Genomic DNA, 20,433 nt, shown 5'->3' on the forward strand with positions numbered 1-20,433 from the left:
ATTCCCTCCTTTTTCAATATTTAGTATAAACAAACAATTTAATCTTTGCCACTTTTTATCCATTTCCCTTAACCTGCACATTATCGACTAACCAACCATCTTTATCTTTTTTCATAGTCGTTTGAACAATCAACACTTGATTCGTAGTAACTGAATTTGCAGTGGTTGAGATTTCTACAATGTTCAAAAACAATTCATGGGATTGATCTAAGGGTTTTGAATAACTCTCTAAAGAAAGTAATTCACTTTGCACACTGACTGTGTGCTTTTGATAAGAACGAGAAGGGAATGCATAGTCAAATCCTTTTCCAGTTGTATGCTTCTTAACTGCCTCATATCGCTTATCTATGTCCGAGTAATTAAAAAACGCTTCAATATGGTTCAATTCCTTAATTTTTTCTGTCAAAACTTCATTCTTATCCTTTAACTTTTCAAGCTTATACGTTTGCTGTCCATTCGTAAAAAATCCGGTCAGCAATATCAATAATAAACAAGCTGAAGCCCATGTAATATGTGTTTTCATGTTTCCACTCCTAATTATTTAATCCGTCCAAAAGATACAAGGTGATCTCTCCAATAACCAGATTTTAGATCAGAATATTCGATTCCACTGTCATTTGAATTGAACATTCTGCTATTGCCTACATAGATGCCAACATGAGTAATGGTTTTTCCTTCATATGTGCCACCAAAGAACACCAAATCACCCGCAGTCGCTTCTTTTTCACTTATTTTCTTTGTTGCTCCATGTTGTTCTTGTGCTGTTCTTGGAAGAGTGATTCCAGCTTTCGCAAAAGACCATTGAACAAGGCCCGAACAATCGAATCCAGTTTTCGGATTTGAACCGCCCCAGGCATACGGTTGCCCTTCATACTTTAAAGCTTCTTTCATGACCGTTTCATAGAAATCCATAGAACCGTTCACAGGCTTTACATTTTTATCAGAGCCTTTCACATACCTCATGACATGGTCAACATAACTTGGGTCACCGTAGCTTTTCCAGCCCATTTTAAAAGCTTGCAGTCGGCTAAAATCAAGTGCTAATTTCTTAGTGTATTTCCCGCCATTCTTTTTCACATAGTCTATAAATCCAGAACCGAAATTGTATGCCTGTAAGGTTAAACGAACATCACCGCCAGCCTGTTTAAAAACCTTCTTAAAATGTTTAATTCCAACTTCAATCGAACGTTCTGTGTCAGTTATGGAGTTTGGAGGTAAACCGATACTCTCGGAACTTTGCATAATATCTAAAGAACGCCCACCACTTTCCTGCATGGTGAGCGCCATTATAATATTCACTTGGTCAAATACGCCTTCCTGACGGGCGTACTTCTCAAATACAGCCCTAAATCGTTCGACTTCCGGTGCAATGCCAACTGTTTCATATTCGCCATCCCCGCCGCCTTTAGGCAAGTGGGCAGTTCGTGGGGAGTACACAATTTTTAAAAAAGCACAAAAAAATACCAAGGTCGTCAAAACCCTTGGTATCATTGATGCGGCCGAGAGGACTTGAACCTCCACGGGTTATTCACCCACTAGGCCCTCAATAAAGTGGAAGTATATTGTCAGTTACAAAAGCCTGTTATTTCAAGCATTTGAGGTCATTCATTACATCTATTTACATCGGTTTATATCTATTTTGGGCACAAAATGGGCACAAGTTCAGCAATCCGTCCAAATAAAAAAAGGAAGGTCTAATCCCTTCCTCTTTATGCACCAACTCGATCTGCGGCAATTTTAAAACCACCATTTGAAGCATTGTCTGTATCCGAAAAGTGAGTAAATGCTAAGAAGCTACTTAACACCATTACTGTCAATAGAATTCGGCTGATCTTCATTTATAATCTCTCCTTTCTTTATTCTTCGTCTCGCCTCAATACTAATACGATAATACTCATTTGATAGCTCTAAATTTCCCCGATGATGAAAATAATGCCCAATTTCGGTAGCAAAATTTTCAACGTCTGCAAACATTTTTCTGTCTGCAAGATAAGAAAATGCTTCATTAATTAAATGATATTCACCATTCGAAAAATAAAGTCCTTCCAAAATTTTAAACTTTGCTGTGTATTCCTTATCTTTGTTCTTTTTAGCTACCTCTTTACCATGCAAATAATATTCCTGAGCAACATTAACATTATTTCTTTTCGCCTCAACATGAGCCATAGCAAATAAAGCTTTTGTTAAAAAGATGTGTTCAGATTTTTCAAAAATTTTAATTGATAAATCCAGATGATTAGCAGCATTATCGTAATCCTTTAATTCCTCATAACAAATTCCAATATTCATGTGAGACATACCAATCAAATGATCAATCTTTATATCCTCTGCAATATCTAAAGCCTTTAAAAATTGCTGTAAAGCCATTTCAAACTCCAAAGAATCAATTAAATTACCTGCAACAATAAATTGACATCGTAATGTCTGGACAGCATATTCATCATATTTTTTAAATATCTTTAGCGCGCGATTAGCATAGTTCATTGAGAAATAAGTCTGTTTCATATAATAATAAACGTACGATACTTTGAAGAAAAATTCTGCCCTTTCTATCTCATCCTCAACCTGGTATAACTTAGTTTCAGCAATCCTATAAGCACTTATAGCACTTGTTAATTCTTTTCGTCTAAATTCGTACATACCCAAGAAAAAGAAATAATAATATTCAAGCATTCCTGTCAATTGCCCCTGCTCTTCTATTTCCTTTATTGTCTCATAAGCACTATTTAGGTCATCTATTTCTTTGGATTCCATATAGGATAGCATTATCTCATGCCTGAATTCTAACAATTGATAATATAACAGAGCGTCTTGGTTCTCTTCCATATTTACTAATTCCACTTCTACTTCTTTTTTTATTCTCTCAGCTTTTTCAACTTGATCATTCTTTATCGAAGTGTACCAAGTATTTAATTTTTTCGTAACTAGATCATACGGAATTTTAGTTTTATCTAAAAGAATCGGACGCAAGAAATATCCCCCACCCCTACATAAATTATGATAATTTTTACATTAATTGTATTATGTCAGATTTAATTTAAGTATACAAAGATGAATTGCAAAAAGGTACATTATATCTACTCCTTTGCGGTTTTTTTGCGGTCATAGCAATTCTTTTGCGACTTGACAGAAACATTTCAAATTAAAAAAGAAAGGCTCTATGCCTCTCTTTTTTTTTCACTTTTTCCCAAGTGTATCTTTTATTCATATACATTAGGATATTTTTTTTCAAAGTTTTCGCCTAAATATTTACTCGCTTCGCCCTTAATTATTCCATAGTCTGATTTTGCATCTCTTCTTTTATAACATTGCGGATTATAGTTAATACCAGACAGAAGTGCTTGAAATTGTTTCGCGTTAAAGTTTTTAAAATATGGATTAATACAATAATTAAATGTTATATCAGCATTGATAAAGTAATTACTATGTATGTGTTGACTGATCATAAGATCATAAAAACTCTCCAAACAACAATTATCTTCAGCTATTTTTTTTAAAAACTCTATTTCATTTTGTTTAAACACTGTATATTGCGAAAATGGCGTTAGAGAATTCTGAAATGTTTCATCGTATGATTCGTTATTAAGCTTTTTAAAATGCTCTTCAACTGTAGGAGACAAGAAATGTGCTAAATACTCATACTCTCTCTTTCCTTTCACTCTATTAATTATTAATTGCTTAGCATGAGTTTTCAATACTTCGTAAATATCCGGGTAAATTGCCAAAAGATTAATTAACTTTGCAATAATAATTTCTTTGTCAAGAAAATCACTAAAATAATCTCTTTCTTTTTTTACTAATCTCTTTAATAAAGTTTGGTTTTGTTCTAATAAGATCATTAGTACATCAAAGTTTACCTTTCTATTTTCCTCCTCATTGGATCCTTCTTTTCTGAAGACACACTTCCACAAATTTTTAAATACGTACTCCGTCAGTTCATCATTAAAGTAATTGAAAAACTTGGAATTAAGATAAGTTTTCAATTTCTCAATTGACGAAAATTCATTCTTAACCCTTGCAATCTCCACAAGAAATGGAACGAAAACTAACTTTGAAAATATCGGTTTTTTTATAAGTAAACCGTCCAACATATTTCGGATATGTGATATGACTAATTCCTCTGTAGGTTCATATAAAATTTCTATAGAATTAACAACCGGATGGGCAGATAAATTTCTGTCGTTTTTCAATGCCAAAATATGTGTGTACACATCGTTTTCTAAAATTCTTGCTTCTTTGAATGCTTTTTCTATTAAATTATTTTCCCATTGAGGCGATACTGGGTTTTCATCCTTCTCAACATCTAAATCACTAAGAACTTTTTCTGCTTTTTGGTCGTTATGGATATCTCTAAGATCAGAAAGTTTATAAATTAAGTCACAAATGACTACAGAATATAACATCACTATTGCAGACCTAAAATTTTTATTTTCATAAGAACTTACAACTTCTTCAAAATATTTCTTAGTCTTGTGATGATCTATTTTCTCCATCTCTTCTCTAAGATTATACGCCATCTTAACACCCTTCTTATTTGAATTATATTTTCGCTCTCATATATTATACATCAACTTCTTCAAAGTGGATTTACAGCAATCCTTTTATAAATTGAAAAAAAGAGGAGTAAACACACGGTTTACTCCTCTAACTTTGTCTCTTTTCCTTTTACTTCTTCATAGTCTGGTGTTTTCTTTGATAAACCTAGTCTATCATTCTCTCCGTTTCCAGGCATGCTATCCATTTCTTCATATTTATCTCCTAGTTTTTCAAAGTAATCATATGGTGAAAGTTCACGAGAATGATCTTCTGGAAGATAAAAAGCAACTTGAATATACTTTCCTCCATCATACACACGAATTAAAGCATTCTCTCTTGTATATATACTGGTATCAGCGCCCGATTCTTTTGCGCTTTTTTTGTCTTGATCAATAACTTCATTAATCGCATCATCATACTTGTTTCCACCACATGCAGTTAGAACAAACATCATCATCAAACTAAGAAAAATAAAAAGGTTTTTCAAAACAATCATTCCCTCCTTTTTCAATATTTAGTATAAACAAACAATTCGTTCTTTTCCACTTTTTATCCAGAATGATGACATGATTGAGTAATTCTGAGTATTTGTAAAAACAACTTTGCTACTTGTATTCTCCATTAAGTTCCTATAAAGTAAAACTTAGCGATAGATCGGCTTTTGTAGGGGCGTTCGGCTCACCTCCACGTTTGGAAAGAAGGGAGGTGAGAATATGGCAGTAGAAAGTGCAATTCAGTTGATGCTTTCTTTTGGAATCCTAATTGTAGCGATTCTGACGTTAGCCTATAATTTCACAAACAAAAAAAAGTAAGAACGCCCCAGACTCCTACATCTTAGCGTTCCTACTCATAAATTAGACTTTTGGAAAAAAGCCGACTCCCTTGCAGGAGCTATTCTATTGCAGATCGGAGATGTTACCAGCATCTTCGATCTTTTTTATTCACAGTATACTCATTAAAACAAATAATATTCCCGACACACTGTATATTATAAACCTATAAGCGTGTACTGACTGTCATTACACTAAATGATATCATAGTGATATCATAATTATATCATAACGATGCTGTAATTACAGTGTACCCACATTGAATATACATTGCAACAATTAGTTCTCTAAGAGAGAATAAATTCCCTTAAGAGAACTTCGCTCTCTGACAGACCGGGAAAACTTTATCCATTCCCCTTGACCTGCACATTATCAACTAACCAACCATCTTTTTCTTTCTTCATAGTAGTTTGAACAATCAACACTTGATTCGTAGTGACTGAATTTGCAGTCGTTGAGATTTCAACAATGTTTAAAAACAATTCCCGGGACTTATCTAACGGCTTTGAATAGCTCTCTAATGAAAGTAATTTACTTTGCACGCTGACTGTATGTTTTTGATCAGAACGAGAAGGGAATGCATAGTCAAATCCTTTTCCAGTTGTATACTTCTTAACTGTTTCATACCGCTTATCTATATCGGAGTAATTAAAAAACGCTTCAAAAAATGCCTTATTTTCCGAAGCGCTGCTAGTTGATTCTATATGGTTCAATTCCTGGATTTTTTCTGTGAGAACTTCATTTTTATCCTTTAACTTTTCAATCTTATACGTTTGCTGTCCATTCGTAAAAAATCCGGTCAGCAATATCAATAATAAACAAGCTGAAGCCCATGCAATATGTGTTTTCATACTTTCACTCCTAGTTATTTGATTCGTCCAAAAGATACAAGGTGATCTCTCCAATAACCTGATTTCAGATCAGAATATTCGATTCCACTGTCATTTGAATTAAACATTCTGCCATTGCCTACATATATGCCGACGTGAGTAATGGCTTTTCCTTCATATGTGCCGCCAAAGAACACTAAGTCACCCGCAGTCGCTTCTTTTTCACTTATTTTCTTTGTTGCCCCATGTTGTTCTTGTGCTGTTCTAGGAAGAGTGATTCCAGCTTTCGCAAAAGACCACTGAACAAGGCCCGAACAATCAAATCCAGTTTTCGGGTTTGAACCACCCCAAGCATACGGTTGCCCTTCATACTTCAAAGCTTCTTTCATGACCGTTTCATAAAAGTCCATAGAGCCATTCACAGGCGCTACATTTTTATCAGAACCCTTTACATATCTCATGACGTGGTCAACATAGCTTGGATCACCATAGCTTTTCCAGCCCATTTTAAAGGCTTGCAGTCGACTAAAATCAAGTGCTAATTTCTTTGTGTATTTCCCGCCATTCTTTTTCACATAGTCTATAAATCCAGAACCGAAGTTGTACGCCTGTAAGGTTAAACGAACATCACCGCCAGCCTGTTTAAACACCTTCTTAAAATGTTTAATGCCGACTTCAATTGAATATTCTGGGTCAGTTATGGAGTTGGGAGGTAAGCCGATACTTTCGGAACTTTGCATGATATCTAAAGAACGCCCACCACTTTCCTGCATGGTGAGCGCCATAATAATATTCACTTGATCAAAAACACCTTCCTGACGGGCGTACTTCTCAAATACAGCCCTAAATCGTTCGACCTCCGGTGCAATGCCAACCGTTTCATATTCGCCATCCCCACCGCCTATAAAATCGTCCCCGACTTGATTTTCCCTTGAAATCGTCATAACCACTACGACACATAAAGCAAAAAAGAAGATAAAAGGAGCCGAGAACGCCAAAGGAAGAACTACCTTTTTACTTATCATTTTGTTCTTTCATCCCTTCTCAGTCGATCTTCTACTTTTGATGAAGAGCGTCTTGCAATTTCATTTAAAGACACTTGCTCAAATGTATTAACGCTTTGTTCAGTCCGTTTAATTGTTTGTGATGAAGGCTGTTTTTCTCTTGATACAGTCTTACTTTCAGCAGGGGCAACAGCCACACGAATACCATCTGAATGAACTTTTGCGGGTTCAGATGGTCTGATTTTACGTTCGCTATTGGCAATAGGTTGATTTTCTACTTTTGTAGGTTGATTCGTCATGACTTTTTGGTCTGATCTTTTGATTTCTGCTGTCTTCTCTTGTGCTACAGGCTCACTCTTTGAAACAGAATCATCTTTCTGAACTTCAAAGTCATGATGTTTTTCAGTTTCAGTATTCTGGTTTTGTCCTTCATGAACATATGCCTTTTGGTCTGTACGTTCTGTATCTTTCTCATTCTCTTGTAAAACTGGCGCTCTATTAGAAGTAGTTTCTTCTTTAAGTTGTAATGATGCATCGTCAGTTTGTTGCTGATTATCTGACTGTTTAAGAAGCTGTTCAACATATTCTTTTTGATCTGTTCTAGCTAATTCATCCTTTTTATCCTGTAAAATAGGTGCTCGTTTGGATAAATCCTCATTTCCTTCATTCAAAGCATCTTTCAGCATAGGAGAGTTTATACCGTCTTTTCTCAATCTGTCTAAATGGGATTGCTGATTATTTTCTTTTGCATTTGCAAAGGCTTCTTTTTGTTTTTGTTGTTCTTTCGATATAGTTTGAGGATTTCGCTTTAAATTTCGATTGTTATGACTAGCTATTCCGTTAGCTGTTTCTTTTTGCGGGGTTCTTGAAATGGCATGAGTATTATCATATCCCATAGCAGCCCCACTCGGTGAATTACCGCCGCCACTTGAAGCGCCAGTTACGCCATCAGCATTTGAACCATCTTTTCTCCCCCTAAAATTCTTTGCAAAGTCAGTAAATACGCCACCTCCGTTACCCAATGTGCTTCCTATTTTCTTCGCATTTTCCCAAGCTGGTTGAACAACATTTTGTCTCATGTTTTCCATCATATTATTATCAACTGAAACAACTTTTCCAGCAGTCACAAACTTGATAATGGCATCCCTCTTGTGAAAACCAATCCACAAGATTGAGGCAAGGACAGCGACATTTAAAAGATACATTCCGAAACCATTTGGCGGTATTAACTTGTCAACGATAAAACAAGTCACATACACAAACAGAACGACGACCCCTAACATTGCTTTCAGTAGGTAAACACTCCCCAAGCGTCCAAGCGTAACAAATCCAGAGTAAGCTAATTGAGGAACATACGCTAAGATGAAAGCGAATGGCACAAAGAATACAATCACTAAAGCGATAATTTGAAGCAAGAAGTTAAAAAACGCTAATGCTAAAAAAGGTATCCCAATGACAATAGAAGCGACCACAGCGATAAAAGATTCTCCAAGTTGATTAAAGACATTCCCAGAGGTCATAGACTCATTATCGTATTTTTCAATTTCAGTGTCCTTTATATATTTCTGTTTTGCTTTTTCTCCGTCTTTTGACAGCTTGTATGAAAGCAATTTATCGACCCTCGATAATTTCTCTTTCGAATCACCTCTTTCATTAATTTTTGCTTCACTTGTTTCTCCAAAGTTCACAATTAGAAATGGCTTCATCAAAGCAATGTCAAAGTAAAGATTACGCATAACCGCAACTGTGCCTTCCATTTCTTTGCCTTTTTCAATCGCAGAACTGTCTGCAAAATTGCCTTCATCATTAACAATGCCAACCAATCCATTTCCCGCAGTTAAAAGCTTTCCTTGCGCTTCTACAGACAAGGCATTCAACGCTTTCATGTAATAACCAGCGTTCGACATCCAAAGCCCGCCGATCACCATGACACAAATAAATAGAATACTCCGCCGGATTGCTTCTTTTACGCTACCTCTCACACAGAACAGGTAGACAACATAGGCGCACGTGAAAATAAATAAAACTTCACCGAAATTATTTTTCAGTGTTTTATAAACTGTTTTAGAGACGTTTGTAATAGAATTTGCGAACTCGTCAATTGGTTGCAAGTTATACAAAATATCCATTCCCGCATCAACCACACGGACAATGTTTCCGGCAAAAGAAAAAGTGACGTTTGTCAGTCCAACAAACGCCCCTTTGATTAAATCATCGGATGCTTCATTATTCGCTTGATAGCGTGAGATAGGAAATCTTTTCACCTTCAATTCAACGCCGCCGGCTTTTTCGACTTTTGGCTGAGTGGTGGTATCTCCATCAGCCGAAAATACTGTTACAGCAGAAGCAACAGTTAAAAACAGCAACACGATAGCCGATACAATCAGAATCCTTTTTTTCTTCATCACAGCCACCTCCTAATCTAATCTAGTTAATAAATAAAATTGGTATCTGGCTTTCTCTAAGTCTTTTTTCGATAGCACAACATTTTCAGGATAACGTTCATTCAGAGAAAAACAGATTGCCTTCTGATACTTCATATGTCTAAAAATCTTTCGATTCTGTTCAACTTTAATGCCTAATAATTCTTGAAGAAACTGTGCCGTTGATTTATGACCTATAAAGCTTTTGTATCGCCCTTCATAATACTTAAGCCACTGCTGTGCATCTTCTAATGTAATTTTCTCAGCTTTATAAAATCCTGGAACTGTTACGACAAGAGAATTTAATAAAGCAATTTCCATGTACGTCTTAACCCCTTTTACAAATATTTTTCTTCCGCATAAGCAACAGCTTTTTTCTCGACTGTTTTTAAAGCGCCTTGCCATTCTTCGAATAGACATTCAATTGAAATTTTAGATGTACGGCCATAATAATCTTTAAATAGACATTGACCTTGAAACATGGATTCCATCATCTTTTTGTTTTCTTCTGTGACCTCCATGTTCATCCATTTCAATACTTCTTCACGCTCGTTTGGTTCATCAAAAGCGAAAGCAACACCAAAGTTTCCTTTATCCTCATCATTCAAAGCGTCTTTTGTAGACTGCGAGATAAAATACTCAGCGTTATTATAAGAGCGACCAATACGCCTCATTTGCCGTTCGACTTTTTTTCCTTGTTGTGACGTGGTAAATATCCAAGCTTCATCTATAAATTCAACAGTCTGTTCATCTGGATTCATTCCGAATAATTCACAAAATTTACCGAGTGCAAACATGACGGCACTAGACTTTAATTGCGATATGGTATAGTTTTCAATTCGCTCAGAATAATCCGGCAAATCCATGTTTTCAACTTCTAAAATGGTGATTCGCTCTTCAAGTGACAATGCAGGGTTCGAACCATCGTGAATACAAAGTTTTAAAATAGAATCTGACACAACTTCATTCAAGTAGTCGCCAGCTTTTTGTACAGCTTTTTCGGGATGGTCCTGCATCTTCCGAATAATATCAAGCGAACCGACCTGATTTCCTTTTTGTTTTTCCTCGATTACATCTGACGTAGCACGAAGGAAAGCTGTGTTTATGTCATCCTTTCCTTTGAAATCATAAACTTGTTCAAAAATGACTTGAACCAGCTCTTTTGCTTTCATAGGAGGGAGGAAGGAGATAGGATCAAGCGCCCCCCAATTCTTTCGATCCTCGTGATCTAATGTGATGTAATTATATTTCTCTAAATGGGCGATATATAAAGGGAAGTTTTCTCGGATAGTTTCATCATTTAAAACCTTGCGAATCCATTTACGCATCTCTTTTTTGGGGTCAACGTAAAGCGATTTTATATTTAACATACTGATATAATTAAAGATCAACTTCGCCAAATAAGATTTGCCGTTTCCTGTGTCTCCTGTGATGAGACAGTGAGGAGAACGTGTCTTTGAACCCTTTAACTGCTGATTGGCTAAAAAAGGATGAAATAAGACAAATTCACGGCTGGACATAATGGCGTTTTCTAAATCGGTATGCTCTCGGAAACGATCAACCCAACCGAGGAAAAAACCGATTTTTGAACCAATATCAGAGTTAACTGCGAAAAGACCCTCCGCCACGCCGTCTTGTGTTGTTTTTTGAATCCAGTTTTTATCTGTTATATCTAATTTTTCTCCCGGAAGCATTTTATAAAAAAGGTTCAATTGATCAGCCACTGGAAGACGACATGTAATACCGGCGCCTTTCAAGTGTCTTTTGACAATCTTCGATTTTCCCACACATTCTTTTTTCGTCTTTCCATGAACGACAACAACAGCCAGCCAGTTCATCACATGTACATCTTCTTTCTTTATCTCATCTTGTAAATGTCTTACCATTGTGGCACTTGTGACAGTCGAAACATCACTTCGATCCCCTGTGCTTTGTTGTTCTTTTTGTTCTTCTTTTAGTTGCTGTTTTTTGAGGTTGAGGGCAGGTTTTGTGATTGATTTTGATTCCGTTTGAATTTTCATTTGGACTTCGACAGGGAAGGGAAGAGACTGCGCTTCATAAAACAAATCACTTTCAGACATGTTGTGGAGAAATTCATCAATCACCACAAAAGCCGTATAGCCTTCATCTTGATCACTATGCAGATGTAAAACTGATGGGTCAGTGGGGTCTATGATCGTATTTGTTATAGAACGAACATCCTTTATTTCACTTTCCTCATTCGTCTGGTGTTTCAATCCACGCACAAAGTGATAACGGTTAATGTATGTCATTTCTGATTCTGCAAGCCGTTCTCCGCGAACAGAAGCCATGATATTGGCTAGTGTTTCTTCGACTTCCTCATATCTTTCAAAAAAAGAGGTGGAAACATTTTGTTCCCACCCGAGCATTTTTACAACAGTATCAGTCGCCGTATTGAATAGAGATAAAATATTATCTTTTAGTTCGACACTAATATTTACAAGACTGCTTTTCAGTTTTACACCTAAAATGAAATCATACTTTGTCAGCCTTCCTAATCGCTGTTCTAACAGCCTTACTGTTTCTTCATTGTAGTAACGAGCCACATCCATTGCGTCTGCCGAAATATCTGTTTCTAAGTCCTTAAATCGTTTTTCCAATTCATACTCACTTGGATACATCATCAAGTGGAAATCCTCATAGGATGTAATTTCTTCAAAAAGATGCTGCCACTTCTTTTTATACGATTCAACTTTTTCTCTATTTTGCATAGGAATCGAATTGCTTTTTATTCGGTAGTACGCCCACACGTCGCCCGTTCTTGTTAACAGCAAATTCTTGTGTATTGCCTTCATAGGCGTTTTTAGTCTCATTCGAATAATCCACCACCTTCACAAGTTTTCGAAACTCAATTTGTTTTTCATTACTTAAATCAACCTTTCGGTCATTGCAAAACTTCTTTTGTGGAAGCTTGATGAAGAAGTAATACTTTGCAAAATCAATGAAGTATAAATAGATGTTTTTGCCTTCCGGCTTTATTTTCGTAACAAGCATTGTTAAAAAAATCGGTATTCCAAAAATCACGATGACGAAACTGTTATCAAAAGCGTGAGGAAAAATCATCCTCACGCCGTACCAAAATCCAAAGCAGATACCAACAAAAATGAAGTAGTTAATAGCCGGTATTAATTCAACTGCAAAAGGTAATGAATAGTTGTCGGTTAATTGCTGAATTTTTTTCGGCTCTCTCATCGCCTTCCGATAGTTGAACACCAGACGACTCATTCAAATGCCCCCTTACAATTTTTCCATTAGTGCATTGATCCAGCCGGAGAATTCTGACCAGTGTTTAATAATCCAAGTCACCGCACTGCCAATACAGCAGACAAAAATAATGCCGCCCATTTTTAATTTAGTAAGATGCTTTGCGGCTATGAACATGACCACGATCGTAATGAATTGGACAACAACATCTGATGCCCATCCTTTTACCCCTCCAAGTGTTGGAAGGTCTGCGCCAAGAATAAAGAAATTCACGAAATCCATATTTAAACCTCCTATTGATGTTTAAGTTTATTTACATAAAACTGACCGCTGTTTTCCGTAATCTCCAAACTGAATTTTTCATTTACCGGAATATCATTTTCTTTTTCCTTAAATCGAACAGCACAAAAAACCTCGAAACCTTTTTTCGTCTCGAAGATTTTCATTGACTGCACTTCCCCAAATAACAAGTTTCCTTCCAACGCTTCCGGCTTTTTCATCATATAAACCATTTCTTCTTTCTTTTCAGAAGCGTATTTCTCAAAGAAAGTATGAAGGAATGATTCGATAGATTCTTTTTTCTCGCCTGCATATTCGTCTCTAGTGTCTTCTTTACCCTTAGAAGCAATATCGCCTTTCAAATCATAAATCTGTGTAAAGTAAGGAACAGCAGACACCGCAAAGGAATCACCTTTATTTGTGACTGGAATATTCAGCAACATTTGTTTTTCGGATTTCTCGTTTGTTTTAACCTTTTCTTTCACCTTCTTTTTCTTCTTTCCGTCTTTAACTTCTTTTTCAACTTCCTTTTCTACAGGATATAGATTTTCATATGTGACCTTATATTGAAAAAGACTGTTTTTATCACCTTCTTTCACGTTATATAAGCTGTATTCTTTTAACTCTCGATCACCTTTTAAGCCATCCACATTGAAGCGTTCTTCATCTTCAAAATGGTTATCCTCCTGTTTCACCATGTAGCTTTCAAGGCTCTGCATACGTTTTTCAATAGATTCTTGATCGTTCTTCACATTCACATATTCATTGATGAACCCTGATAGAAAGTTTTCAGCAGCAGTCACCGAAATTTTTTGTTTATCGTCATTTGTTGGCTTACTCGCTTCATCTTTCATGTCATTTAGTTGGGAACGTGTGTTAATTGATAGAAGCACAGCGAGCAAACAGATAAACAGTAACCCCCCAACACAAGACCACAATGTAACTGCGATCAGCTTCGACCTGTCACGAGGAACTTTCTGTTTGTCTTTTTCCGGTCTTTCAATTCGTTTCAATTTTTGAAAGGCAGACCGAAAAAATGACTCTTCTTTTTTATCCAAGTCAATTTCTTTTTGGAGCAATTCGATTCACTCTCCTTTCATAGATTTCTAAGCACTTTCCTCCTGGTTAACTTTCATGTTTCTTGTCATTTTCAAAATTGCTCTCGCCATTTTTTCATAGTTCGGTTCATTTAACTCCGTCACGATCACTTCCACTGGCTTACCTTTAATTTCAACGACCTCAACACTCTGTTTCATGAAAGACCTCGCTTTCTTCAAACCTGTTTTGTTTTTTCAAGGAATAATAAAAAGGATGCTACACGATGTAACACCCTTTTTATGCTTTGGTTCTCCACATAAACTTTTAAACTAGTCATTCGACCGTCTGGCAAATATCTTGTTTTATAGAATGTGTAACGATACTCAGCAAACCCTTTTACTCGTTCGCCCTCGACAACCAACATGCAGTCTCTGCTTAAACTTCTTACAAAGACTAAAGAGGGAATACCAACATTAAAGCCTAGTCTTTTGAAGTGATTATCAACCGCAGACACTTGATCACCTCGTTATATCCGTCCTCCGTTTTTAAGATGGGTTTCTTCGTAATCTTTTCTAATAACATGTGGATCATACATTACAAATTCGACAAGAACTACTCCGTCATCTGATTCCGTTTCATTTTCTTCAAGGACTCTAAAGTGAAAATACAAGTTCGCAACCATATCCCCGCCACTATCTTTCCTAACGTGAATAATGATCATTTGATCATAACCCGAAGACATTTCATCCCTTAATCTTTCCAGAACATCATCCAACAAGTGGATATTAAGATGCCGTTCTAATGTGTTTATAAGGGAGGACTCATTTATAATCCTGTAATCCATGTTTTCACCCCCTCAGTGATAGTAGCTTATTCCTTCAAATTCGACGCTCCGTTCATCTGTCTCCATATCTTCATCTTCTAGGATGTTAAACGTTGCTTGAAGTTTAGCATTCACGTTATCTATAACCGCAAGAGTTTGGACTATGACTCTTTGAGCAACATCACTGTAAAAGACATCTTCCATCATTTTTTCGATCAATTCCTCAACAATATCCAAACAGCCAAGAGACTCCAAATCACTTTCCAGTCGGGCCTTATTTAAAAGATTAATATTAAACATGAACAATCCCCCCTATAGTTCTTTCAATGCCTAGAACCACATAACCGGGACGCTGTTTGTAATCAGTAATATATATAATTTGTGCTTCTAATTTCCGCCCAGTAAATTCATCCATCCATTCATGAAGTACCAGCGTATCTCCGACCATATAGAACCTGTCGTTTTTTCGAATCTCAAATTTCTTTACGTCTTTTAATACAGCCTCATAGTACTCTGGATATATCTTAAGATGATGCACTACCATGACAGCACACCTTTCTTGTTTAATATCTTGGGTTTCACCCAAACCCACCAACGGAAGCCCGTTGGATTGCTGTTAATCTAGCCCCCTATTCCCCCGAATCATCGGGGGACTCCCTCGCCGGTAGGCAGGAACAAACGGTTGTTTGTTCAATGCCAAGAGGGTTTTGGTGGCGCTGAATATGTCAACTCCTTATCCTCACTTCGTTCCGGTACCGTTGACACATACGTTTAATCGCATCACCTGTTTTTAAGAGCGATAGCAGTCTATTTAAAACCTTTAAACGACCATGTCCGCCACCTCAGCAAGAAACACATCCAACATCTTTTCTTGTTTGTCTGACAGCTCGGCTTCCATAATCATGTCCGAAAGATCATTGCGACCCAAGTGTTGGTCAGCTTCCAGCACCATTCTCATAGTGGGAGAACATGAGTTTTTCAGCCAGTTCCTTGTTTTCTGGTAAAAGTCTCTTTGTGGCTTCATGTACAGTTGCAGTTTCCCTACATCACCTATAAATTCAGACCAAAAAAGGCTCGTTTTCCAATGCTCCCGAGTGACTTCCTCGTCAGCATCAACGAACCTTACATAGTTGTTAATGATTTGCATGGCGACTAATGTTAAATCTTTTGTTTTCATCAAAGCATCAATAGCAGTCTGCGCCCTTTCACTTTTCAAGCGCAATTCATAGCGATTCCAGTCACCTAATTCTTCTAACGGAATATTGTATTTTTCAGCTTGCTCATAATTCTTCTCGTAAAAGCACAGATACGCTTCTGATTTTTTTGAGCCGAAATAAATTGTCGTTCCGCCTGTTAAACCATCCGATAAATCGAATGAGCCATTGAAATCAGATTTCCTAAACCGGGAAATACATTCGCCCTTTTGGGCTTTTTTCAACAATTCCGGGATTGAAAAGTATGTTTTTTTATCATCAATTGCCAGATCAAGGCGAGTAAATGAACCGCCATTCTGTATACAGTCTTGAAAGAAATCAAACCATGTTTTCTTCCGGCAATCTAAGAACGACTCAAATTGCCGACAGCCTTGACCCGATAACTCGACCAAAGTACCTCTGTTATCTCCCGGCGGAGAGTAAAAAACTTTGATGAAGTCCAGCTCAAACGTCCCGACATATCCGTAAAAGCCGTTTGGCTTTTCTGTCATGAAATCTTTGTTCAAGTGAAGAATGTTCTCGATAATGTGGTCAACATCATGCGTTTTGAAAGTCACACGAATGTAGTCAACCATTGATGTTAAAGGCTTTTCAGCGTTTTCTTCTTTTTCTTTTACGATTACTACCCCCCTGTTAGCGTGGGGGGGTTGTTTTAGCTCATCCATTCGCTTCGCTCACTCCTTCGCCGCTGGCCGTCTGGTCGCTTACGCTGCCGCTGGCGACTGCCGTCGCCTGCGCTCCCTCGACTCCAACCAGCGCATTTTTAATAGACGACATAAAATCATATCCTTTCGGCACGATAGGGCTGTAAAACTCCAACACTGAACCAGTACCAACATTGGCATATCCTCGCCCTGTCTCTTTTTTATTCACATATGCTTTATCAACATCGCCAAACATCATTCCGTAACCGGTATCGGACATTAAACCTAATGACACACGGAAGCTAAACTGATCACGAATACCGTCAGCTAAATATTTTGCATCTGGACGTTGTGCGCCTAAAACGAGAAAGTAACCCGCCTGTCTCCCCTTCATGACTAACTGTTTCATGTAAGAAAGGGCTTCATTTCTTTCTTTCATATCTAAAAAATCCATAAACGCCACATATTCATCAAAGAAGATAAAAACAGGTTTTAAGCCTAAATAGGCATAGTTTTCACCTGTCTTATAGTTGGGCATCTGTTTCATTTCATCCATTCGTTCCATCATGCCATCTACAGACTTTCTTAGGCACATGAGAATGCCGTTCTTTTGGGAATATACCTTTTTCGGAAGCACTTCTTCCAAGTCTGCTAAATCTGCATTCTTAGGGTCCAATATTCTTACATCTGCCCCAAGTCCAACACACGCCTTGATAATCGTTAGCATGAAATATGTTTTTCCTCCACCTGTACCGCCGGAAATTAACATGTGCGGCAACTTATCAAATTGCCATGAAATATGCTTCATTAACGGAAGTACTCCATTCTCAGCTACTGCATCATCAATGGAAATACGATTCTTTTTCACATCATAAAGAAGCTTAAAGCAAACAAAACCTTCTTCCATTTGCTTATCAACCAAGTCACAAAATAAGCCGTTTTCCAAATCCTTTCCTAAGTCTAGGAAGCGATTCTGAAAACGGCTCATGTCCATAGCAATACGAATATAAATGTGATTGTTTTTGACCTGGTAATACATTCTAGGAAAGTATGTGATCTTTTCCTTTGTGTCAGTTTCATTCGAAAAGAGTTTTCTCACTTTCACATTATCTCTTTCGTAAAACTTATTCGAGAAAATCATTTTTGCAATCTTTTGCCTGTGAAGAATTTTCTTATAGCTGTCAAAGAAAAGAAAGTAAGATGCAACTATACTTCCAACAGCAATTAACACAGAGCATAAAACGCTTTTAATGATTAAAGGCACATTCCATTCAAAGTGATCAATCACTTGAAATACATCAAAGTTAAGAAATTGATCTTTCCAAAAGAAAAACATAGATAATAAAAAAACAGGCACAAAAATAATTGCGCCTGCTAATTTTACGTTGTTTCTCATGTAAGGGCGGATTCGTCTCCCCCTATACTTCCAAAGCATTGTCTTAAACCTAGAGATGAAGCAACACTCCTAACATTTCAAAATATATGGTAAAATCAAGATGTTACTCATCATTGTCAGTACTTTTGTTTTTCTTCTCCATCTTCCTTTCAAAGTATTGAAAAAGAAGATGGAAACCACCAAACAAACCGAATGCACAAGCAAAAAAGAATCCTTTGATAGCGTACTCTAGCATTTCACCACCATTAATAGCATTCACCCCCAAAAATAATCACAATAGAAAGGAGAGAGAATCATATGTTCGAACAGGCAATAAAAGTTTACAAAAAATTCTATTCGTACATTATTTTATTCTTGTTACTTTGCAATATTTTAACTTATTTTAGCCCAAACCTTTTCTTAAATTTTTTCCTATTAATTAAAAAGTTTGCACCTACAGGTTTAACTGAATATTTTTCAAGCAGGAATATTACCCTCGAAGAAATTTTCAACTCTTATTCATTACTCATTTCTCTTACCGGATTATCAGCTCTTTGGTTTTTTAGTTATCACTTTTTTATAAAACACCGCATACGTGACCGACATGACGAAAACTTCTTATACCATATGGATAAAATTTATTTTTTCTTATTATTTTTATCCACGAACGTCACTTTACTTCTCACACTGTTTGTACAAACTTTCTCTCTTTCCTATCAAAGAATATTTGACCAAATCCAAACATACAATCTTGCTGATAAATTTTTTCTTTTTACTGGACTGGCAGTTATTATATCCTTCTGTTTTATAATAATTTATACTTATCTCACAATTGGAGAATATAAAAAACATGAAGAATTATAGCGTGCCCATTACTACAAGCACGCTATTCTTTTTATTTATTTCTTATCATTCCCACCAGTTGCCGCCGCAGGTTTCACAGAAGAACCGCCTTTTACAACAATATCATCAGCTTCAAGTTTCCACATCACATTGGCAAAGGTTGAATCCCTTTGACTAGTCGCTATAGCGCTAATTTTTGGGTTTTTCAACTCAATGTCAGCAAAAGCAGGGATTTCTTTTGCTCCTGCATACTCAGGAATAGTTACTTCAATTTGACCACCTTGAACAGCACTAGCAATGTTATAAATCCTAGATTCCAGTACGTCAGTACGCTTATTGTTTTCCCGATCATAAACATATCTTTCTTTGTTAAGTCCCATGAATTTCATTTCTCCAAAAGTCATATTGATATCCGGTACAATAAAGTTTAAGTTCATTTTTCATATCCCCATTTCATTTTTTTATTATTTATTTTCAAAAAAACATTAATTTCGATTTTATATTTTGGATTCGCTCCGGTTCTGTATCCATCTTGGCGCTTATCAGTTGCTAGCGACTTTATGCCCTCATGGCAACCTAGTAGGCTAATTATAGCCATCAAGCTGACTACAGCTATTCCGCACGCTTATTCTAGCCTGCTACAGCATTTAAAGTGATTGCTGTTCATCACTCAAATACTCACGCATGACATTTTTATAAAAGTGCCGTATAATAAAGGTGTCTAATCTTTACACGGCGTTCTTGATGATCATTCGTCAAGGCGCTTTTTTTGTATATGTAGTTTTCAAGGAACAAACACTCCTAGCGACATAAGTTATACAAATCATCGTTATACAAAGTAAACACTTGGTTATCCTTCTTACTCAATGGACGAGTAGACCAGATACACCACCAATTCCAACCTTTTAAAAGCTCAGATATTTCTTCATTAGCCTTCAAATAATTATCAGCATCAACAACGAATGTTTCACACGTGGCATAGTCTTTAAAATGATTCAAATCCTTATCAGCCTTTAAAGCTTCAACATCAGTAATGATTGTTGCATTCACCCTTATTTTCATCGCATCCCCCCTTTCAAAGGATTCTTAACGGCTCCTTATAGTGGTATATAACGTCACACTATGGATGAGTGCCGTAACCTTTCGATATCTTTTCTTCCAATGCCATAATGCTTACATATCCTGCGATATGAAACGCCTCTCCGTAGTAATTCTTGAACATTTTCATTTGTTAGAGGAAGGTTTAAATAATGCTTTATGACGACTGAATTTAGAGCAATTTTCATTCTTACTGTCCAATCACCTTCCATTCGTTTGGCCAGAGGAACAGCTTCTTTCATAAATGAATTAGTTTGTTTTAAATTCATTT

The 20,433-nt window shown here is 36.6% G+C and carries 24 protein-coding genes and 1 pseudogene; 1 reads left to right on the forward strand and 24 read right to left on the reverse strand.

Annotated elements, in window-relative coordinates:
* Positions 1 to 55 precede the first annotated feature (55 nt).
* From ACY3LV_RS02935 to ACY3LV_RS02955, 5 genes are all read right to left on the reverse strand, one after another.
* Positions 56 to 523 (reverse strand): hypothetical protein, encoded by a 468-nt coding sequence (locus tag ACY3LV_RS02935; protein ID WP_333561167.1) that lies wholly within the window; start codon positions 521 to 523, stop codon positions 56 to 58.
* Positions 524 to 537: 14 nt separating this feature from the next.
* A complete protein-coding gene (locus ACY3LV_RS02940; protein WP_464863370.1) occupies positions 538 to 1,521 on the reverse strand; it encodes a bifunctional lytic transglycosylase/C40 family peptidase in 984 nt (327 codons plus the stop codon).
* Positions 1,522 to 1,794: 273 nt separating this feature from the next.
* Positions 1,795 to 2,970, reverse strand: coding sequence for a response regulator aspartate phosphatase (locus ACY3LV_RS02945; protein WP_464863371.1), 1,176 nt, complete (start codon positions 2,968 to 2,970; stop codon positions 1,795 to 1,797).
* 230 nt (positions 2,971 to 3,200) lie between these two features.
* Positions 3,201 to 4,517 (reverse strand): hypothetical protein, encoded by a 1,317-nt coding sequence (locus ACY3LV_RS02950; protein ID WP_464863372.1) that lies wholly within the window; start codon positions 4,515 to 4,517, stop codon positions 3,201 to 3,203.
* Positions 4,518 to 4,636: 119 nt separating this feature from the next.
* The gene (locus ACY3LV_RS02955; protein ID WP_464863463.1) at positions 4,637 to 5,023 is read right to left on the reverse strand and encodes a cystatin-like fold lipoprotein; all 387 of its coding nucleotides are present in this window, start codon (positions 5,021 to 5,023) and stop codon (positions 4,637 to 4,639) included.
* Between the two features lie 226 nt (positions 5,024 to 5,249).
* On the opposite strand from ACY3LV_RS02955, the gene comI reads away from it, so the two are divergent.
* Positions 5,250 to 5,348, forward strand: coding sequence for a competence inhibitor ComI (gene comI / locus ACY3LV_RS02960; RefSeq protein ID WP_186437250.1), 99 nt, complete (start codon positions 5,250 to 5,252; stop codon positions 5,346 to 5,348).
* A 362-nt stretch (positions 5,349 to 5,710) separates the two neighbouring features.
* On the opposite strand, the gene ACY3LV_RS02965 is transcribed toward comI, so the two are convergent.
* The 19 genes and pseudogenes from ACY3LV_RS02965 to ACY3LV_RS03055 all read right to left on the reverse strand — a co-directional run bounded on the left by ACY3LV_RS02965 (position 5,711) and on the right by ACY3LV_RS03055 (position 20,431).
* Complete coding sequence (locus ACY3LV_RS02965; protein WP_464863373.1) at positions 5,711 to 6,217, reverse strand: hypothetical protein; 507 nt, start codon at positions 6,215 to 6,217, stop codon at positions 5,711 to 5,713.
* A 14-nt stretch (positions 6,218 to 6,231) separates the two neighbouring features.
* Entirely contained in the window at positions 6,232 to 7,221 is a 990-nt protein-coding gene (locus ACY3LV_RS02970) for a bifunctional lytic transglycosylase/C40 family peptidase (protein WP_464863374.1), read from the reverse strand.
* The gene (locus ACY3LV_RS02975; protein WP_464863375.1) at positions 7,218 to 9,614 is read right to left on the reverse strand and encodes a CD3337/EF1877 family mobilome membrane protein; all 2,397 of its coding nucleotides are present in this window, start codon (positions 9,612 to 9,614) and stop codon (positions 7,218 to 7,220) included. Before ACY3LV_RS02975 ends, ACY3LV_RS02970 begins: the two co-directional genes overlap by 4 nt.
* Positions 9,615 to 9,617: 3 nt before the next feature.
* A complete protein-coding gene (locus tag ACY3LV_RS02980) occupies positions 9,618 to 9,944 on the reverse strand; it encodes a YddF family protein (protein WP_014662881.1) in 327 nt (108 codons plus the stop codon).
* 17 nt (positions 9,945 to 9,961) lie between these two features.
* Positions 9,962 to 12,457: a VirB4-like ATPase ConE gene (gene conE / locus ACY3LV_RS02985; protein WP_464863376.1), complete on the reverse strand. Its 2,496-nt coding sequence runs from the start codon at positions 12,455 to 12,457 to the stop codon at positions 9,962 to 9,964.
* Positions 12,345 to 12,869, reverse strand: a complete 525-nt coding sequence (locus ACY3LV_RS02990; RefSeq protein WP_302897119.1) for a conjugal transfer protein — start codon at positions 12,867 to 12,869, stop codon at positions 12,345 to 12,347. Before ACY3LV_RS02990 ends, conE begins: the two co-directional genes overlap by 113 nt.
* A 12-nt stretch (positions 12,870 to 12,881) precedes the next feature.
* Positions 12,882 to 13,130: a hypothetical protein gene (locus ACY3LV_RS02995; protein WP_202328750.1), complete on the reverse strand. Its 249-nt coding sequence runs from the start codon at positions 13,128 to 13,130 to the stop codon at positions 12,882 to 12,884.
* Positions 13,131 to 13,141: 11 nt separating this feature from the next.
* Positions 13,142 to 14,206 (reverse strand): conjugal transfer protein, encoded by a 1,065-nt coding sequence (locus ACY3LV_RS03000; protein ID WP_464863377.1) that lies wholly within the window; start codon positions 14,204 to 14,206, stop codon positions 13,142 to 13,144.
* Between the two features lie 27 nt (positions 14,207 to 14,233).
* Positions 14,234 to 14,383, reverse strand: coding sequence for a hypothetical protein (locus tag ACY3LV_RS03005; protein WP_003328171.1), 150 nt, complete (start codon positions 14,381 to 14,383; stop codon positions 14,234 to 14,236).
* A 17-nt stretch (positions 14,384 to 14,400) separates the two neighbouring features.
* Positions 14,401 to 14,679 carry a hypothetical protein gene (locus tag ACY3LV_RS03010; protein WP_080624166.1) on the reverse strand — a complete coding sequence of 93 codons (279 nt, stop codon included), beginning with the start codon at positions 14,677 to 14,679 and terminating at the stop codon, positions 14,401 to 14,403.
* 12 nt (positions 14,680 to 14,691) lie between these two features.
* Positions 14,692 to 15,009 carry a hypothetical protein gene (locus ACY3LV_RS03015; protein WP_464863378.1) on the reverse strand — a complete coding sequence of 106 codons (318 nt, stop codon included), beginning with the start codon at positions 15,007 to 15,009 and terminating at the stop codon, positions 14,692 to 14,694.
* A gap of 12 nt (positions 15,010 to 15,021) precedes the next feature.
* Positions 15,022 to 15,288, reverse strand: a complete 267-nt coding sequence (locus tag ACY3LV_RS03020; RefSeq protein WP_464863379.1) for a hypothetical protein — start codon at positions 15,286 to 15,288, stop codon at positions 15,022 to 15,024.
* Positions 15,281 to 15,532, reverse strand: a complete 252-nt coding sequence (locus tag ACY3LV_RS03025; RefSeq protein ID WP_464863380.1) for a DUF3850 domain-containing protein — start codon at positions 15,530 to 15,532, stop codon at positions 15,281 to 15,283. Before ACY3LV_RS03025 ends, ACY3LV_RS03020 begins: the two co-directional genes overlap by 8 nt.
* A gap of 276 nt (positions 15,533 to 15,808) precedes the next feature.
* Positions 15,809 to 16,867, reverse strand: a complete 1,059-nt coding sequence (locus ACY3LV_RS03030) for a replication initiation factor domain-containing protein (RefSeq protein ID WP_464863381.1) — start codon at positions 16,865 to 16,867, stop codon at positions 15,809 to 15,811.
* Positions 16,860 to 18,281: a coupling conjugation protein ConQ gene (conQ, locus tag ACY3LV_RS03035; RefSeq protein WP_464863382.1), complete on the reverse strand. Its 1,422-nt coding sequence runs from the start codon at positions 18,279 to 18,281 to the stop codon at positions 16,860 to 16,862. The genes ACY3LV_RS03030 and conQ overlap by 8 nt, the downstream gene beginning before the upstream one ends.
* A gap of 839 nt (positions 18,282 to 19,120) precedes the next feature.
* Complete coding sequence (helP, locus tag ACY3LV_RS03040; RefSeq protein WP_464863383.1) at positions 19,121 to 19,501, reverse strand: helicase processivity factor HelP; 381 nt, start codon at positions 19,499 to 19,501, stop codon at positions 19,121 to 19,123.
* A 38-nt stretch (positions 19,502 to 19,539) separates the two neighbouring features.
* Positions 19,540 to 19,665, reverse strand: a pseudogene (locus ACY3LV_RS03045) (hypothetical protein); the annotation flags it as partial.
* Between the two features lie 200 nt (positions 19,666 to 19,865).
* On the reverse strand, positions 19,866 to 20,126 hold the full coding sequence (locus tag ACY3LV_RS03050; protein WP_202328767.1) for a hypothetical protein: 261 nt from the start codon (positions 20,124 to 20,126) through the stop codon (positions 19,866 to 19,868).
* Positions 20,127 to 20,179: 53 nt separating this feature from the next.
* Entirely contained in the window at positions 20,180 to 20,431 is a 252-nt protein-coding gene (locus ACY3LV_RS03055; RefSeq protein WP_464863384.1) for a hypothetical protein, read from the reverse strand.
* Positions 20,432 to 20,433: the final 2 nt, after the last annotated feature.

Source organism: Bacillus sp. 11C (assembly GCF_055486375.1).

What these genes read in the sequence shown, in the direction of transcription:
- ACY3LV_RS02935 (WP_333561167.1), bottom strand. Translation starts at nt 523, where the DNA reads ATGAAAACACATATTACATGGGCTTCAGCTTGTTTATTATTGATATTG.
- ACY3LV_RS02950 (WP_464863372.1), bottom strand. Translation starts at nt 4,517, where the DNA reads ATGGCGTATAATCTTAGAGAAGAGATGGAGAAAATAGATCATCACAAG.
- comI (WP_186437250.1), top strand. Translation starts at nt 5,250, where the DNA reads ATGGCAGTAGAAAGTGCAATTCAGTTGATGCTTTCTTTTGGAATCCTA.
- ACY3LV_RS02965 (WP_464863373.1), bottom strand. Translation starts at nt 6,217, where the DNA reads ATGAAAACACATATTGCATGGGCTTCAGCTTGTTTATTATTGATATTG.
- ACY3LV_RS02970 (WP_464863374.1), bottom strand. Translation starts at nt 7,221, where the DNA reads ATGATAAGTAAAAAGGTAGTTCTTCCTTTGGCGTTCTCGGCTCCTTTT.
- ACY3LV_RS02980 (WP_014662881.1), bottom strand. Translation starts at nt 9,944, where the DNA reads ATGGAAATTGCTTTATTAAATTCTCTTGTCGTAACAGTTCCAGGATTT.
- conE (WP_464863376.1), bottom strand. Translation starts at nt 12,457, where the DNA reads ATGAGACTAAAAACGCCTATGAAGGCAATACACAAGAATTTGCTGTTA.
- ACY3LV_RS02990 (WP_302897119.1), bottom strand. Translation starts at nt 12,869, where the DNA reads ATGAGTCGTCTGGTGTTCAACTATCGGAAGGCGATGAGAGAGCCGAAA.
- ACY3LV_RS02995 (WP_202328750.1), bottom strand. Translation starts at nt 13,130, where the DNA reads ATGGATTTCGTGAATTTCTTTATTCTTGGCGCAGACCTTCCAACACTT.
- ACY3LV_RS03005 (WP_003328171.1), bottom strand. Translation starts at nt 14,383, where the DNA reads ATGAAACAGAGTGTTGAGGTCGTTGAAATTAAAGGTAAGCCAGTGGAA.
- ACY3LV_RS03015 (WP_464863378.1), bottom strand. Translation starts at nt 15,009, where the DNA reads ATGGATTACAGGATTATAAATGAGTCCTCCCTTATAAACACATTAGAA.
- ACY3LV_RS03020 (WP_464863379.1), bottom strand. Translation starts at nt 15,288, where the DNA reads ATGTTTAATATTAATCTTTTAAATAAGGCCCGACTGGAAAGTGATTTG.
- ACY3LV_RS03025 (WP_464863380.1), bottom strand. Translation starts at nt 15,532, where the DNA reads ATGGTAGTGCATCATCTTAAGATATATCCAGAGTACTATGAGGCTGTA.
- ACY3LV_RS03030 (WP_464863381.1), bottom strand. Translation starts at nt 16,867, where the DNA reads ATGGATGAGCTAAAACAACCCCCCCACGCTAACAGGGGGGTAGTAATC.
- conQ (WP_464863382.1), bottom strand. Translation starts at nt 18,281, where the DNA reads ATGCTTTGGAAGTATAGGGGGAGACGAATCCGCCCTTACATGAGAAAC.
- helP (WP_464863383.1), bottom strand. Translation starts at nt 19,501, where the DNA reads ATGAACTTAAACTTTATTGTACCGGATATCAATATGACTTTTGGAGAA.
- ACY3LV_RS03050 (WP_202328767.1), bottom strand. Translation starts at nt 20,126, where the DNA reads ATGAAAATAAGGGTGAATGCAACAATCATTACTGATGTTGAAGCTTTA.
- ACY3LV_RS03055 (WP_464863384.1), bottom strand. Translation starts at nt 20,431, where the DNA reads ATGAATTTAAAACAAACTAATTCATTTATGAAAGAAGCTGTTCCTCTG.